We start from the raw sequence: 16007 nt of genomic DNA on the forward strand, positions 1-16007 counted from the left end.
TGTCCAATGATACTCGCCGTACGGCTTACGTGTCAACTTCCGTTTCTCGTCCCCAGGAAAAAGTGTTATGATAAGGCTAGTTATTTGAATTCGATTATTTGTGGGAAAAGGAGCATCGATATGAAAAAAGTGACCAAAGGGCAATGGAACGGTTACGATACTTATACGTTACATAGCCGTGAGCTTGATGTCACGCTGCTGCCCCGCCTTGGCAATAATGTCATCCGCATATGGGATCATGTCCAGCAACGCGATGTACTTCGCCGCCCAGACGAAAGTGAACTCGATTTCTATTTGCAAAAGCCGTATCATTTCGGGATTCCTCTGTTGATTCCGCCCGGAAGAATTCGTAGGGGACAATTTACTTATGCCGGACAGGAATACCAATTTGACCGCAATACGGCCAATGACAACCATATTCACGGTCTTCACCGTACGCAAGCCTGGTGCGTCAGCGACATCGAAGAAGACGATGAGGGCTGTTCGATTACTACGGAATTCATCACTTCAGACGACCCGAATTGGGTTCGGCAGTTCCCAGTACCGCTTAAGCTGGAAATGACATTACGCCTGCAAGGGGCGAAGCTTATGCAAACGTTCCGGATTCACCACTTGGGAGATCGTCCTGCTCCTTTCGGGCTTGGCCTGCATACCTGGTTTTTATTGGATGGCCAGCCTGATAAGTGGACGATTACGCTGCCCGTCTCCGGGAAATATAAATTAGACGAGGAACTGATTACAACTGGTGAAGTCGAGCCGCTCGGCGAGCTTGAGGAGCTCACCGGTGGGTTGAAGCTGCAGGGGATGGATTTCGATACGATGTTCAGGATCGGCGACAACCCTGTCCGGGCCACGCTTATGCATGACGATGGATATGGCCTGGTCTACTCGGCCGACCCCGCTTATTTCAAGCATTGGGTGCTGTATACGAAGGGAGCAGCCGATCAGTTTCTGTGCATCGAACCTTATACCTGGCTCCCGGATGCGCCTAATTCGGGATTGCCCAACGAAGATACAGGGCTCATCGAGCTTCAGCCCGAGCAAAGTCTGGAGCTTAACCTGCAGTTGGAAATGATCCACCCCGAACCTAATTAAGTTCTATCTGCAGCTTTGAACGGGATCTATGGAATGAAGCAAGCAATTCTCTGCGGAGAATTGCTTTTTTGTGCGTTGCAATAATTACCAGAGCTATAGCTAGAAACAAGACTGCATATTTTAGCTCACGAAATCCATACTAAATTCACAAAGGCAAAGGAGGTGACAAACATGGCAAACGGAAGCCGTTCCAACAACCTTGTCGTTCCTCAAGCGAACGCTGCTCTGCAGCAGCTGAAATATGAAGCTGCACAAGAACTGGGCGTTCAAATTCCACAAGATGGTTACTACGGTAACTATACTTCCCGCGAGACCGGGTCTCTCGGAGGTTATATTACAAAACGTCTGGTTCAAATCGCTGAACAGCAATTGTCGGGTCGTTCTAACCAGTAATTAGCTTGTTCTATTCGCCGATAAAAAGGCAGGCGGTCTGCAATTTAGCAGGTCGCCTGCCTTTCCCATCGTTTCAAGCGTATGATTACACACGTTATTACAGGCATGTTATGAGATATCATGATATGTACTCGCCGGGTCCTTTCTCGAATAGCGCTGTATCATCAAATTCGCCATGTTGTAATTGGATTCCAAGATAGCATCCACAATAATCGTATCCTGCCGCAGTGCAAACTCATAGCTAATTTCCCCGTGCGTCCAGTAACGTTTGAACCTCAAGGCTTCAATAGCCATCGCTTTAAACGATTTCAACTGCTGATTTGTTAATCCTCTATCCTCCTCAGACAATTGTCCGTTACGACCTGCAATCGGATTATGGCGGATACCGAATTTCCCAATGGCATTATTGCGAATTTGAATAAAAACAGTTCCCGAGGTCATGCCGGATAATTCTTCTTCAAGCTCCTTAAACACCATGTCAACCTGCCTGGCAAGTGAAAGCTGGTCCGTCTTCAGCATATCCACCCTCCCTTCACATATAATTCCCCATCTAGGGCTTACGCCTCATTATATTCCAATATGACTAGCCGATCAACAATATAAAACAAAAATGGTTATTTATTACTATATCTATAGTTTTTTCAACAATTATAAATTAGCTTGTTCGCCAAATTACACACTTTTACGACAGCTTTCTTCCCTTTATTTTTCAGGGTTTTCGCGCTTATTCCCTGTTCGGGACAAAGTCGATTTTGCATTCATACGCCTGATGTAAATTTCAGTATAAGCAGTGACATATTTTGCACTACAGAATGTCAACATGTAAAATCAACATGGCATAAACTAGTTCTTTATACCCATCCATTTAGCTGTTATTTCTGATGATTCCGACAAAATGATGATTTTCGGCAAAAAAAAGCGGGGCTTCTGTTCAAAAGCCCCGCCCCGCTGAATTCATTTATTCTGTCAGTTCCAAGAACGCCTTGACGTCAGCTACAGCCAGGGCCATAGCCTCTCGCCAGAAGTCCGGCTGCGTTAGATCGACTCCAAGATGCTTGCTGGCCAGCTCTTCAACAGTCATTCGTCCCGTATCCTGAAGCAAAGCATCATATTTCGCTGCAAAGCTCTGTCCTTCCCGCTGCGCTCTTGCATACAACCCGGTACTGAACATGTACCCGAACGTGTAAGGGAAGTTATAGAACGGCACATCGGTAATATAGAAATGCAGCTTGGACGCCCAGAAGTGAGGGTGGTAGGAGGCTAGCGCCCCATGGTATGCTTCACGCTGCGCTTCCTCCATTAAAGCTGACAGCTCGCCGGCGCTAAGCTCCCCTTGCTTTCTTCTCTCATAGAAGCGCGTCTCGAACAGGAATCGCGCATGGATGTTCATGAAGAAGCTGACACTGCTGCTGATTTTGTCGGCGAGCAGGCTCAGCTTCTGCTTGTCGTCCGCCGCATTGTTCACGAGGGCATCCGCCACGATCATTTCCGCAAAGGTCGAAGCAGTTTCCGCTACGTTCATCGCATAATCCTGATTGAACTGCGGAAGTTCATCCATCAGATACTGGTGATAAGCGTGGCCCAATTCATGCGCCAGCGTAGAGACGTTGGATACCGTCCCCCCGAAGGTCATGAAGATGCGCGTCTGTCCGCTGACCGGAAGCGACGTACAGAAACCGCCCGGGCGCTTGCCTGGACGATCCTCCGCTTCGATCCAGCGCTTGTTGAACGCCTCGGCAGAGAAATCCGCCAGCTTCGGACTGAAATTGCGGAATTGCTTCACAATCTCCTCTGCGGCCGCCTCATAGGAGATTTTGTCCGCAGACTCTCCGAGGGGCGCATCGACATCGCTCCAGGACAACTGCTCCAATCCCATCAGCTTGGCCTTGCGGTTCAAATAAGCCACGAACACGGGCTTATTCTCTTCAATGACCTGCCACATCATGTCCAGCGTCGCTTTGGACATCCGGTTAATGTCCAGCGGTTCCTTCAGGATATCGCTCCAGCCTCGTTTTTCGTATAGCTTAATGCGGAAGCCTGCCAGCCGATTGAGCGTATCAGCGCAATAGTCCGCGACATCGCTCCAGGCCTGTTCCCAGTTTTTGAATGTCTCTTCCCGCACTGCGCGGCTGTTGTCCCCCAGCTTATTGGCCGCCTGGCCTACGGACAGGGACGTCTGACTGCCGTCTTCATCCTCGAAAGGGACCGCTACTTTCGACACGATAGTGTCGTAATGCTGTCCCCAGCCGTGATAACCGTCGATCGCCAAATCGGATGCCAGGCTCTCCAGCTCCGGAGCGAGCTTCTCACGGGCAGCGGCGCGCTTTTCACTCAGCACGAACGAAATCGGGGCGACCTCCTCGCGAGACATCCACAGCTCCCAAAGCTCGTCATCTGTGTTGCGCAGCACATTTTGAAACAGGGTCATCGCGTTCTCATAGGCGGCACGCAAGGTAGTTACTTTGCTGGAGAGCTGAACAGCCTTCTTATCATGCTGGTTCTCTGCCGTTAGGCAGGCCACGAAGCTGCTCGCTTCGCCGATTCTGCCTGCTGCGCTTTGCAGCCCGGCAATCAGGCGATCCAGGCCCGCTGCCTCTTCCAGGCTTCCCGGGGCGCTGAATTGCTGCAGTTCCTGGTGCATCGCCGCGATATCCTTCTGAAGTTGCTGCAGGAATGCCTCAAAGTCTGCTGATGAAGAGCCTCCCGCAAAAATAGAATCCAGCTCCCAGGTCTGTTGTACCGGATTTGTCAATTGTGCCATATTACGCATCCTTTCCTTATGCCAATGTTGATGCCACCGGCATTAAAAGTGTATGATATAGAAACCAGATCGACAGGAGGGGATCATTTGAAACCACTGCAAGTCTCACCGGAAACTGCCGTTAAACTAGCCGAAAAATTAAAGGTGCCTCTCGAGCACCTTATGCATATGCCGCAGCATATTTTAATGCAAAAAATCGCGGAGCTTGCCAAAGAAGAAGCGAACAAGCCTTCACCTTCGGACGATTCGGGTGCGTCCTCATGATACCTTTTGAAAGGGCTCTGCCTTACGATATCTTAATGGGCGATGTATATGCGCCGAAATGCCCTTTTTGTGGACAAGAGAACGTCCTTCTTCCCCTGAAGCCTCGTGAAGTGCAAAGCGTGCACGAAGGAAAGAAGAAGCTGCTCGTCTTTCCATGCTGCAAGAATAAGCTGACGCTGCTGGACAGCGACTCCGATTACTTGCTGACCGATACGGTCGTGCGCAGGTGAGCAGCAGCCTTCAAAGGGCAGAAGGGGCCGTTCCCTCTTCCCCATGAACGGCCCCGTAGTTCGGTGCTATAAGCTTAAGATCAACAAGCACATCAACGGGCTTATCCCGTAATCTCTTCCGTCAGCTCTTCCCCTTTGCTGAGCATTTCTTCCCGCAGCAGCGCCCATTGCTCACGGCAGGCGCGAATCATTGAGGCATCGATGATTTTCTTATCGTTGATCACTTTTGAGAACCATTTGACAGCTTCATTATATGCTCCGATTCTGCGGTTTAATTCACCAATCAAATACATGAGGCGCGCATCGTTGCCGCTAATCCCTTCGTTTTCGAATACCTTTATGTAAGAACTCAAGGCATGTTTCAAAAAGCGCTGCTCCTGTTCATGGTCCTCTCGATAACGGTACAGCCAGGCAATATGGTGAAGCAAGCTCGCGATAATCCGCTCCTTCTCACCGATCGTCTGCGCGCAGAGCAGGGCGAGTTTGTAGGTCTCCAGCGCATGTTCCCAGGTTCTTGCTCCGCCGTAGCTCCGTTTTACGAGCCGGTTGCTAATATTCTGCTCGAATTCGCGGCGCTGCCGTTCCGTCAGGCGGTCATTCGAATTCTCCGTCGAAGCGAAGCCGCAAGATGGACACACTCGCACCACATAATAATCGGGATTCTCATCGCGGTAATAGCCGCAAAAGTCCGTATCTGTCCGGATCGACCGCTTCAGGCTGGGCCTGACTCGCGATGTCGAAAATTCATTCTGGCAATAAGCGCAGGTCACCTTGATTTTGTAAAGAGGTTCCAGTTCCACACGATTACTTCCTTTCATCGCCGTTGTAAGACGTTATATCATCACTTTCGTCTTTATCCTTAGGGCGTGTTTACGAAATGAAAAGCAGGTCCAGACAACCGTTTAATGACAAAATCCTTTAATTCTTCCTCAATTCCAACTTCCTCCAGCGCCTCCGTCATGCACGCCAGCCAAGCCTCCGCCCTTTCGCGCGTGACCGGAAATGGCAGATGCCTCGCCCTCATCATCGGGTGGCCGTAGGCGTCCGAGAACAGGGAGGGGCCGCCAAAAAATTGCGACAGGAACATAAACTGCTTCTCCATCACGGGGTTAATATCCTCCGGGAACAAAGGCCCAAGTAGAGGATTCGCCTTCACTTTGGGATAAAAGGCCTCCACGATTTGACGGATGACCTCCTCGCCGCCCAGGTTATCATAAATGCTTAAACTTGGATTCACGGGATTCCTCTCCAACTTCCACATTGTATTTTGGTGCTCCTATTAAGTATAGCAAAAAAAAATAAAAGCTCCTACCGGAGCCCTTACGTACCAACTGGATTAACCTGTCTGTTATGTCAATAACTTCGCCAATCCTCTTCACTGGAATGGACGCGAGAAGCGCGGATCACATACACAAAGGCGCATACAAGCACACCTGCTACAAAACTCATAGCCAACACTCCATCCATCAGAGATTTTTGTCCCGTGACGTGTACATCTGTGATTTTTATTCTAACACATCTCTTTCAAAAATACAGTATAAATTGTAATCGCTTTCTTCCTTTTTTTGTGCTGTTTGTCCTAATCTAATCATACACTTCCACTATGAACTTTGTGGAGGCGTTATTCATGAACCTGACGCGAATTGCCATTTCGCTCATTATATTGACGATGACGTCGCTCGGCGTCCTGATGGTATGCTATCCCGCCGTTTCCTGGGAAGCCGGGGTGACAGGGCTAGCGATCTGGTGGGAGGTTTTATTTCCTTCCCTCTTTCCCTTCTTCGTCATCTCCGAACTGATGCTTGGGTTCGGGATCGTCCATTTTCTAGGAAAATTACTGGATCCCCTTATGAAGCCATTGTTTCGAATTCCGGGCAGCGGCGGTTTCGTGGCGGCCATGGGCTTTGCCTCCGGCTATCCGGTCAGCGCCAAGCTGGCGACCAAGCTTCGGGAGCAGCGCCTCATTAGCCGCGTGCAAGGGGAAAGGCTCGTGGCCTTCACCACTTCCTCGGACCCGATTTTTCTCATCGGGGCCGTATCGGTCGGCTTCTTTGGCAGCTCCCAGCTGGCGGGCATTTTGGCGCTTGCCCATTACGGAAGCGCCCTCCTTCTGGGCATCCTGCTTAGGTTTTACGGTACCAGGGAGGAGGAGAGCCTGCTTCAGGGAAGCGCCATAGACATGATACCGGATCAAGGCTCCGCTCCGTCCGATAGAATGTCCTCCTCCCCGGCAAAGTTCAGCCTGCGTTCCGCGCTTCAAGCGATGCACGAGGCCCGGTTAAATGACGGGCGCAGCCTGGGCGAGCTGCTGAAGCAGGCTGTCTCCTCCTCCCTGCAGCTGATGGCCGTGGTCGGCGGTCTCGTCGTTTTCTTCTCGGTCGTCCTGAAGCTGCTCACCGCTTCCGGCATCATGAGCCTGCTTTATGCAGGCATTCAATCCTTGCTAGTTACGGCCGGCCTGCCAGCTGATCTGGCCGAGCCCTTCGTGGGCGGAATGTTCGAGGTAACCCTCGGCGCCAAAGCAGCCGCGGCTCCGCCCGGCGTTCCGCTCATGTATAAAGCCGCAGCGGCGGCATTCATTTTATCCTGGGGAGGATTGTCCGTCCACGCTCAGGTGGCCAGCATTCTGAACGGAGCGGATTTGCGTTATCTCCCCTTTTTGGCCGCTCGCCTGATCCACGGCATCCTGGCGGCATCCTTATTGCTGCTCCTCTGGACTCCAATGATGGGCACCGGCTCGGCAGCCATGCTGCCGGTCTCGCCGGAAGAAGAAATATCGGTGGGATGGAGCAGCGTTCCTGACGCGTTTGTCATTTTTCTGAAATGGATAGCGGTTCTTCTTATTTTATCTCTGCTCGCCCGAATCATTCATTGGATACTTGCCCGAACCGAAGGGAGAACAAGGAAATGAACGTTGTGTTCTGCTCCAGAATTGATTATGATCTTTACGAACGGTAGTTTTTTTCTTGCGATACCAGGAAGCACTTGCTTCGAAGTTATTCTTTCTGATATCTATTACAAAGGAGCCTGTCATCTTGAGATATTACGTTCTTGACCGTGGCGATCAATTGTCGGTTGAATTGAGCGAAAAATTCCACCAATTGGCCGCAAAACAAGGTCTTCAGTTGGATGCAGAGTCACCGGACATCGTTGTTTCCATTGGAGGAGACGGGACGATGCTCCACGCTTTCCATACGTTCATTGACCGTATACCGTCGATCTCGTTTGTGGGGGTACATACCGGGCACCTCGGTTTTTTCGCTGATTGGCAAGCCAATGAAATTCCTGAGCTCGTCGATATGATTACCCGGCACAAAGATGAATCCCTGCTCAAGCCCCGGATTGTGCATTATCCGCTTATTGAGCTGGAGATTCAGAAGAAATCAGGGACCTCCTCGTATATTTGCCTGAACGAATTCACCTTGAAGGGCGTGGACGGCACGATTGTCGCCCAGGTTGATATCAATGATCAAATGTTCGAAATGTTCCGGGGAGACGGGTTTTGCATCTCTACGCCTTCCGGCAGCACGGCTTATAATAAAAGCCTGGGCGGAGCCATCATCCATCCCTCGATCAAAGCCCTGCAAATTTCCGAAATCGCCTCGATCAACAACCGGGTTTTCCGGACGATCGGGTCTTCCCTGGTGCTGCCGAAGCATCATCATTGCGATATTTATTCGCGGAAGGAACAGAATTTGCTGCTTACTCTGGATCATATTAATTACCCGATCAGCGACCTTATCTCCGTTCGCTGCCAAGTCGCGAAGCAGAGCGTCAGCTTCGTACGCTATCGTCCTTTTCCTTTCTGGAACCGCGTCCGCAACGCCTTCCTCGGATAAGATACTACTCATAGGCGCCTTGCCACCAGTAAACGGATGTTGCAGAAACATCCGTTTTCCTATATAAATTTCTTTTTTTTACTTGTATGATAGAGTTATATTTCAGTTAATACATAGCAAAGGACGTTTTTATGATTATGTTGAAATCATGGTACAAGTCAGCTGTAATCACCCTCCTTCTTCTTGCGCTTTGCCTGCCAAAGGCGGTATATGCAGACGGCAGCGCAATTGAGGCGGCGGAGGCCAGTGACCTCGAGGTGTTGCAAGAGGTTCTGCAATTATTGAATGACAACAACCTTGAGGGGGTTCAAAGGGAAGAATTCATTGAAAACGCCATACGGGGCATGGTTTACACTTTAGATGACCCTTATTCGGATTATTACACGGAGGAAGAGCTCCAGGAGTTTGAGAATGATCTTAATCAGGAATACGTCGGCATCGGGATACTGCTCCGGTATGTCCAAGGCAAGCTCTACGTCACTGAGGTGCTCGACGGCTCTCCGGCGAAAGCGGCAGGTGTGCGCAAAGGGGATGTCATTACCAGCGTAGACGGCTATCCCGTGACCAGTGTGGATGATATTTACCTCATTCAAGGCGAAGAGAATACGAAGGCTAGCATCACGATTAACCGGGGCGGCAGCAAGCTCTCCTTTCAGATTGCAAGATCCCACTTCGCTCTTCCGGCCGTTTCCAGCCGCATGATATCGGCAGGAGATATCGGGTACATCGCCATATCTTCGTTCTCTGACCAAGCGGATGAAGAGTTCGCTGTTCATTTGAGCAAGCTGCGCAAGTTAGGCATGAAATCTCTTGTTCTGGACCTCCGGGATAATTTGGGGGGATACGTGGAATCGGCGCAAAACATCGCCAAGCATTTTATTAAAGACGGCGTGCTTATGTATATCGAGAGCCAGAACGGCATCCTGGAAGCCATTAAAATTTCGGAAGGCAGTTCGCTTAACATGCCGGTCGTCATTTTGACCAACGAGTGGACGGCCAGCGCCTCGGAGATTTTGACCGCAGCGCTGCGGGATAATGGCATCGCCAAGGTCGTAGGGACCCAGACTTACGGCAAAGCGCGGATCCAGAACATTTACTCATTGTCAAACGGCGGCTCACTGAAGATGACAATTATGAAATACTTAACGCCAAAGCGCGAGGATTTCAACTATATCGGCCTTGAGCCGGACGTAGAAGTGAATCTCAATCAGACCGCCCAACTCATTACAGCGATGCATCAAATCGGTCTTACAAACATGGAAATCAGCGGAAATCCCTGGGAGCTGGACATTAACAACATATCCTTCAGCGGCTATCTTGACGTGATACAGGACGGCAGCAAAGTCTATGCATCCTCCCGTGTGCTCGCTGCGCTCGTTCAAGGCCAGGTATCCTGGACAGCAAATACCGGCGTGCTGACGATCACCGAGGGTTCGGGGAAAAAACAGCAATTCAAACGGGATGCGGGCAGCGTCAAAATTCTTAACGACGAAACCTTTATCGAACTTGGCGTATTCAAGAAAAGTTATCCTAATGTCGATTGGAGCTACCAGCAGGGACTATTGAAGCTGAAGGTGAAAACGAAGTAGCAGTCCTCGGCATATCATGCAATTATACAGATGGATTAAGATGATCCCTGCTACGCTATATCGGCAGCAAAAAAGACGTCCTTTCGAATTTCGAAGGACGTCTTTCATTGTTGGGTTGTAAATAATATGCAGCTGCTCTGCAAGAGCCTGTCCTACAGTTGCTCAGAGGCATTCTCTGGACTCGGGGAAGCGGATGCCTTGGTGCTGCCTTTCTGTTCTCTTGGCTCTTTGTGTTCCTTATGCTCCTTATTGTCCCTTGCGTCCTTTGTCTTCTGAAGTACAAAATAAGCGCAGCCGAAATTGCAGTACTCATTGATGTAATCCGTGATTCCCGAGAAAGCGGTATCCCGGTTCGCCTTGGGATGATTATCGCGCAAAAAGCCTTTGAGCCTCAGCTTCTCGTAACCCCAGTCCCCAAGGATGTAATCGTACCGATCCAGTACTTCGCTGTACCTCTGCTTGAAGGCTTCGGCATCCCAAGCATTCTTGTAATTCTGAATCAGTTCGTATGATCTGCCACCGATTTGGATCATTCGGTATCCCCCTCTTGCCTTGCCCTCAAATTTCTGCCGGAACGACTTCCTGACGGCTCTTTGCCGACTTAACCTGCTCGTGGGCATGATAAGAGCTGCGTACAAGCGGGCCGGACTCCACATGACTGAAGCCGCGCTTCATGCCCTCTTCCTTCAGCTCGGCAAATTGTTCCGGCCGGTAGTATTTCTCCACATTTAAATGCTGCGGCGAAGGCTGCAAATACTGACCGATCGTCAAAATATCGCAGTCCACGGCCCGCAAATCGTCCATCGCCTGCAAAATCTCGGACCATTCCTCGCCTACCCCCAGCATAATGCTGGATTTCGTAGGTATATCCGGCTGCATCGACTTGGCACGTCGAAGCAGCTCCAGGGAACGGCGGTATTTAGCCTTAGCGCGTACACGATCCGAAAGACGTTCGACCGTCTCAATGTTATGGTTCAAAATATCCGGCTTCGCGTCCATGACGATCCGCAGCGAATCCTCGTCGCCTAAGAAGTCGGGAATAAGCACCTCTACGCTGCAAAACGGCATGCGCTTCCGCACAGCGCGGACTGTCTCCGCAAAGATAGATGCCCCTCCGTCCTTCAAGTCATCCCTTGCGACGCTGGTAACTACGCAGTGGCGCAGCCCCATCTTCTCTGCAGCCTCGGCAACGCGCTCGGGCTCCTGCAAATCCAGCTCCGTAGGCAGCCCGGTATTGACTGCGCAGAAGCGGCAGGCTCTCGTGCAGATATCGCCAAGAATCATGAATGTAGCCGTACGGTTGGCCCAGCATTCATATATATTTGGACAACGCGCTTCTTCGCATACCGTGTGCAGCGTCTTGGAACGCATCATCTCTTTGATTTCCTGATAATTATCGCCGGTCGTCAGTTTGATTCGAATCCAATCCGGTTTCGGTTCTTTAGCTAGTTTGGACAAGAATAGAGACCTTCCTTCTCTTGGAATAGGCTATAGCGCCATTATTATACCATGAATCCTATGGAAAAACCTCATTGACAAATGGAATAAAAAAACATCTTTTATCCCAACCTAAAAAAACGCTGTTTCCCTATGGAGAATCGGCGACGGATTTTTAAAGGAGGAGATCTCATCTTGAGGTCGAGTTTATTCTTCGTCAGCAGGATTATTCCTTGCCTCGTTGGGGTGACGGTACTGACGTCATTATGGAACATTCCCGGTTTTGGCGCATCAGCAGCAGAAGCCCCCGGCAAGCCGGGCTCGTCTCTCCCCAAAAACGATTATGAGCTTAGACGGAGCTTGTACGAAGAAATTGGTTTGCTGACGCAGATTCCTTGGCACTGGCTGGCCGCGATCGATCAGTATGAGCGGTCGATCACTCCGCGCAGCCAGCAGGCGGAGATGAACCATAGAATGATCCGAATCCGCTTTAAGGAAGCCGTGTGGGCGGGTCCCTTAAATCCCAACCCCAATGATATCAATCCCGCAACGATCGCCCTGTTCGGCGGCATCGGCAAAGATGCTTCTTCAGACGCAAAAGCCGACCCCACAAATGATCGGGATGCTTTATATACGATGGCGGCTTATTTGCTTCACTTCGGTTATAGCGACGACGATATCCGCATCGCCCTCTGGCGCTATTACCAGAACGATTCGTCCGTCGAGCGGATTCGCCAGTTTGCTAAAATATACAAAACCTTTAACCGCATCGACCTTTCCGATAACGCTTTTCCGCTTCCCGTAACCAGCACCTATACATACCGGGACACGTGGGGAGACCGGCGCGGCTGGGGCGGACTGCGCACGCATGAAGGGACGGATCTGTTCGCCTCCTATGGCGTGCCCGTTCGCAGCGTTTGCTACGGCATCGTCGAAACCAAAGGCTGGAATCCTTACGGAGGCTGGAGAATCGGAATTCGCGACTTGAACAATCGCTACCATTACTACGCACATTTACAAGGCTTCGATAAGAAAATCAATATCGGCGACACAGTCAGCCCTGGCCAGATGCTTGGCTGGGTAGGCAGCAGCGGCTACGGCCCTCCGGGTACACAAGGAAGATTCCCGCCCCATCTTCACTATGGCATCTATAAAGATACAGGAACGAGGGACTGGGCGTTTAACCCCTTCCCCCTGCTCCAGCAATGGGAAAAATCTGAAAAAGTGAAGAAGCAAAACAACAAGGGAGCCTCCTGATGGGCCACCCTTATTTTCCTAATATTTTATTTCTTTCACTCATGTCCGGGTTCCGTGCCTGAACTTGCTCCTGGCTGCTCCGGGATCGAAGGCAAAGCGATATTCGGTGCGTTCACGCCATTCTCGCCGACGGGATTGCCTTTGCTGTCGTAGTAATACATCGGAACATCTCCGACTACCAGCATATAGGATACCGGGATCTCCGTCTCCACGGCCTGAGCTCCCATATCGAATGGAACGACGACCGCCAGCTCCGTCCGCACCCGCAGGAACACCTCCACGAGAATCATATTGATTCCTGCCTCCTGGCGGCGCGTGTTCAGATCGACCTTTACGTCGCCTTTCGGCTCGATACGGATGGGGATGTTGGGGCCGAAGGAGGCCAGAATGGGACTACCCAGCGCCTGTCCTAAAGGGATATGCTCCGATAACCTAGACACATCATCAATCGTAGCCCGAACCGTCTGAATCGTATCAGACGTAATCTGCATATGCGCGGAGTAATTCAGCATGAAGCCGGTGATTTTGCCGGAGGAATCGGTCTTCCAATCGATCAGGTTATCGATTTGCTCCCGGTTGGCCACTTGGGCCGTAATCGCCTCATTTATCGATTCAGTGGCAATTTGTTTCACCCGGATCTGAGCCAGGTGCTTGATGGGACCGATCATATTACGCTCCACATATTGGCCAAACAGCACGAAGGCCGTAACCAAAAAGACGAAAACAATAAACCAGATATTTCTCCTGCTGAGCTTTCCTCTTCTTCGGCTGTGCCATCCCCTTCTGATCCGCATTCTCTATCCCCCCAGGCAGCGCTCAATTGCTTCACCACCCAGTTTATGCAGAACTATCATGAAAAAGAAGGACTAACTCCCGGTCTGTACCTTCTCCATCACCCCGAAATCTCCACAGGCTCCAGAAGCTCAAGCAGGCCCATATGCAGGCATGTCCGAACGGAAAGCCGCTTGGTTCCAGCAGCAAACCGCATTTCGATCAGATCGGCAGGACCGGATACCCTGATCACCTCTCCCGACCCAAATGCCCGGTGAAGAACCTGCATTCCAGGGGACAGTTCTTCTGCCGAACGGATTGTATTCGCGTTCATCGAGGGAGCCGCAGCAACAGCCCCGCCGCTGGCTATTTGCCGCCCGGAGTCCAGACTCACTTGAAGCCGCGGAGGATGCAGAATCGTCCGAACCTCGGTAAGGAACACAGATTCCGTCGCTTTCTCCCCTTCCCTTTGCTGATATGTCAGCAGCTCAAGCTGCGTCTTGGCTCTTGTCATGCCGACATAGAACAGCCGGGCCGCTTCCTCCATCAGCGCGCCGTTACGGTCGCCTCCCTTCAAATCCTCTTTGGATGGAATAATGCCGTTAATCAGATCGATCATATATACATGCTTGAATTCCAGGCCTTTGGCGCTGTGGAAGGTCGAAAACGTGACGGCATGCTGACCTTTTCTAGATTTGGAGGACTTCAACAAAGCCTCCAAATGTTTGAGGCGCTGCGCGAACTCCTCCATTGTGTTCAAGGAATCCGCAATCTCCTCCAGCGAATTAAGGATGCCCAGCAAATATTCCTTCCGGAAGCCGAGACGCTCGCACATTTTATCAAGGGCCTTGTCATAACCCAGCTTCGTCCGAATGACATCTATCGCCTCTAAAGGCGGCATGCCTTTCATCTGTTCAAAAATCCACTTGCACTGCGGCAGCTGCCTCTGCTGGTAATCCTGCAATGGCACGTAATTCAACAAATTATCAAATACGGATTCATTGTTGTTTATATCCTTTAATGCAGCCATCTGCTGCTTTGTAATATAGCCGTTGAATTTCGTATGAATGGCTTCCAGTATATCCGGCCTCCGGTCGGTATACGACATCCTCATGAAATTAAGAATATCCTGTACCACCCAATGCGAAAAAAAACGATTATCCGCATCACGCATGTAGAACGGAATCCCGGCGCGGTCAAATTGATTCATCAGATCAATGGAGGAAGCATTGTTCCGATATAGTACCGCTACCTCGCCCAAATTACCCAGCTTGCGAATTTCTTCGACTAAATACTTGGTTTGCTGCTTATAGTCGGGCAAGAGCTTGATAGAGATCGGCTGCCCCTCAGCGTTGTGCGTGAACATTTGCTTGTTATAACGGCTTTTGTTCCGTTGGATAAATTGATTGGCTGTCTCGACAATATTTTTTGAGGAACGATAGTTCTGTTCCATATATAGAATCCGCGCCTCCGGATACTTCTGCTGAAATTCCAGCAAATAGGACGGCTCCGCTCCTCGCCAGCTATAAATCGATTGGTCGTCATCCGCTACCACACATAAGTTCCGATGCACCGCTACCAGCTTTTCAACGATCGCATGCTGCACCAGCGACGTATCCTGACTTTCGTCTGTGAGCAAGTAATCATAGCGCCGCTGATATTTGCGAAGCAGTCTCGCATCTTTGCCGAGAATATCATTAGCCATCGTCAGCATATCATCGAAATCGATGAGCAAACCGCTTGGATGCTTTATCTTATATTTTTCGTATTCGCTGAGGATTTGCTCCGCATGGCGCACGCCGCAGGACACATCGCCCCGCTTGTTCTCCGGGATCATTTTATTTTTAATATAGCTAATATATGTCGTTAACTCTTCCAGTTGGTCATCTGTAATGTTCTCTCCTGTGACTGCCCTGAATATATCGCGCAATATCAATTTCTTATGCAAGTAGGGAGCTGCCAGTTCATCTGCCTCTCTCGGTTCTACATCATGATTCGCCCCATGCCCCTCGATCAATTGAAAGGATAATCCTTGAATGCGGAAGGATTCACGCACAATTTCGAAAGCCAGGCTGTGGATCGTGGAAAAATCAACGGGCGGCAGCTCCGGAAAAAATCGCTGATATCGCTCCTTCATATCCCCGGCTGACGCCCGGCTGAAGGTAATCGCCTTAATTCGCGAAGCCTGTGCTCCCTTCTCCTCAATCAGATAAGCGATCCGCATCAGCAGCGTCGTCGTCTTTCCCGAGCCGGGCGAAGCAAGCAGCAGCAAGGGGCCCTCCGTATGCAGAACCGCCTGCTGCTGCACTTCATTGAGATGAACAGCAATTTGCTGTTTTTTGCGTATAAAAAAGGGGTATTCTTGCTGCAT

At 50.5% G+C, this 16007-nt stretch carries 16 protein-coding genes; 8 read left to right on the plus strand and 8 right to left on the minus strand.

All coding sequences use genetic code 11. From position 1 onward, the window contains the following. Positions 1 to 120 precede the first annotated feature (120 nt). Both MKX50_RS20645 and MKX50_RS20650 read left to right on the plus strand, forming a co-directional pair. Positions 121 to 1095, plus strand: coding sequence for an aldose 1-epimerase (locus MKX50_RS20645; RefSeq protein WP_339157694.1), 975 nt, complete (start codon positions 121 to 123; stop codon positions 1093 to 1095). Positions 1096 to 1266: 171 nt separating this feature from the next. Beyond that, a complete protein-coding gene (locus MKX50_RS20650) occupies positions 1267 to 1488 on the plus strand; it encodes an alpha/beta-type small acid-soluble spore protein (RefSeq protein WP_019635874.1) in 222 nt (73 codons plus the stop codon). Positions 1489 to 1596: 108 nt separating this feature from the next. Here MKX50_RS20650 and MKX50_RS20655 read toward each other — a convergent pair whose 3' ends face one another. Further along, on the minus strand, positions 1597 to 2007 hold the full coding sequence (locus MKX50_RS20655; RefSeq protein ID WP_155612649.1) for an O-methyltransferase: 411 nt from the start codon (positions 2005 to 2007) through the stop codon (positions 1597 to 1599). 439 nt (positions 2008 to 2446) lie between these two features. Continuing rightward, the gene (locus tag MKX50_RS20660; RefSeq protein WP_213593170.1) at positions 2447 to 4249 is read right to left on the minus strand and encodes a M3 family oligoendopeptidase; all 1803 of its coding nucleotides are present in this window, start codon (positions 4247 to 4249) and stop codon (positions 2447 to 2449) included. An 87-nt stretch (positions 4250 to 4336) separates the two neighbouring features. Here MKX50_RS20660 and MKX50_RS20665 point away from each other — a divergent pair, with 87 nt between their 5' ends. Next, positions 4337 to 4513, plus strand: coding sequence for a YycC family protein (locus MKX50_RS20665; RefSeq protein ID WP_213593168.1), 177 nt, complete (start codon positions 4337 to 4339; stop codon positions 4511 to 4513). Next, positions 4510 to 4743, plus strand: coding sequence for a hypothetical protein (locus tag MKX50_RS20670; RefSeq protein ID WP_283925743.1), 234 nt, complete (start codon positions 4510 to 4512; stop codon positions 4741 to 4743). The genes MKX50_RS20665 and MKX50_RS20670 overlap by 4 nt, the downstream gene beginning before the upstream one ends. A gap of 101 nt (positions 4744 to 4844) precedes the next feature. Here MKX50_RS20670 and MKX50_RS20675 read toward each other — a convergent pair whose 3' ends face one another. Continuing rightward, positions 4845 to 5543 carry a DUF2225 domain-containing protein gene (locus MKX50_RS20675; protein ID WP_213593165.1) on the minus strand — a complete coding sequence of 233 codons (699 nt, stop codon included), beginning with the start codon at positions 5541 to 5543 and terminating at the stop codon, positions 4845 to 4847. 59 nt (positions 5544 to 5602) lie between these two features. Further along, positions 5603 to 5980 (minus strand): globin, encoded by a 378-nt coding sequence (locus MKX50_RS20680; RefSeq protein ID WP_213593163.1) that lies wholly within the window; start codon positions 5978 to 5980, stop codon positions 5603 to 5605. 390 nt (positions 5981 to 6370) lie between these two features. On the opposite strand from MKX50_RS20680, the gene ylbJ reads away from it, so the two are divergent. The 3 genes from ylbJ to MKX50_RS20695 all read left to right on the plus strand — a co-directional run bounded on the left by ylbJ (position 6371) and on the right by MKX50_RS20695 (position 10171). Continuing rightward, on the plus strand, positions 6371 to 7654 hold the full coding sequence (gene ylbJ / locus MKX50_RS20685; protein WP_339157695.1) for a sporulation integral membrane protein YlbJ: 1284 nt from the start codon (positions 6371 to 6373) through the stop codon (positions 7652 to 7654). A gap of 124 nt (positions 7655 to 7778) precedes the next feature. Beyond that, entirely contained in the window at positions 7779 to 8582 is an 804-nt protein-coding gene (locus MKX50_RS20690; RefSeq protein ID WP_155612642.1) for an NAD kinase, read from the plus strand. A 131-nt stretch (positions 8583 to 8713) separates the two neighbouring features. Beyond that, positions 8714 to 10171: a S41 family peptidase gene (locus MKX50_RS20695; protein WP_339157696.1), complete on the plus strand. Its 1458-nt coding sequence runs from the start codon at positions 8714 to 8716 to the stop codon at positions 10169 to 10171. Between the two features lie 152 nt (positions 10172 to 10323). Here MKX50_RS20695 and MKX50_RS20700 read toward each other — a convergent pair whose 3' ends face one another. Continuing rightward, positions 10324 to 10704 (minus strand): YutD family protein, encoded by a 381-nt coding sequence (locus MKX50_RS20700; RefSeq protein ID WP_244996696.1) that lies wholly within the window; start codon positions 10702 to 10704, stop codon positions 10324 to 10326. A 25-nt stretch (positions 10705 to 10729) separates the two neighbouring features. Continuing rightward, positions 10730 to 11629: a lipoyl synthase gene (lipA, locus tag MKX50_RS20705; RefSeq protein WP_213593156.1), complete on the minus strand. Its 900-nt coding sequence runs from the start codon at positions 11627 to 11629 to the stop codon at positions 10730 to 10732. Positions 11630 to 11803: 174 nt separating this feature from the next. On the opposite strand from lipA, the gene MKX50_RS20710 reads away from it, so the two are divergent. Then, entirely contained in the window at positions 11804 to 12865 is a 1062-nt protein-coding gene (locus MKX50_RS20710) for a M23 family metallopeptidase (protein ID WP_339157697.1), read from the plus strand. A 35-nt stretch (positions 12866 to 12900) separates the two neighbouring features. On the opposite strand, the gene yunB is transcribed toward MKX50_RS20710, so the two are convergent. Together yunB and MKX50_RS20720 are read right to left on the minus strand one after the other, a co-directional pair. Next, positions 12901 to 13659 carry a sporulation protein YunB gene (gene yunB / locus MKX50_RS20715; protein WP_339157698.1) on the minus strand — a complete coding sequence of 253 codons (759 nt, stop codon included), beginning with the start codon at positions 13657 to 13659 and terminating at the stop codon, positions 12901 to 12903. Positions 13660 to 13757: 98 nt separating this feature from the next. Next, positions 13758 to 16007: an ATP-dependent helicase gene (locus tag MKX50_RS20720; RefSeq protein ID WP_339157699.1), complete on the minus strand. Its 2250-nt coding sequence runs from the start codon at positions 16005 to 16007 to the stop codon at positions 13758 to 13760.

The organism is Paenibacillus sp. FSL W8-0186, assembly GCF_037969765.1.
In the GTDB taxonomy this organism is placed as follows: Bacteria; Bacillota; Bacilli; order Paenibacillales; family Paenibacillaceae; genus Fontibacillus; species Fontibacillus woosongensis.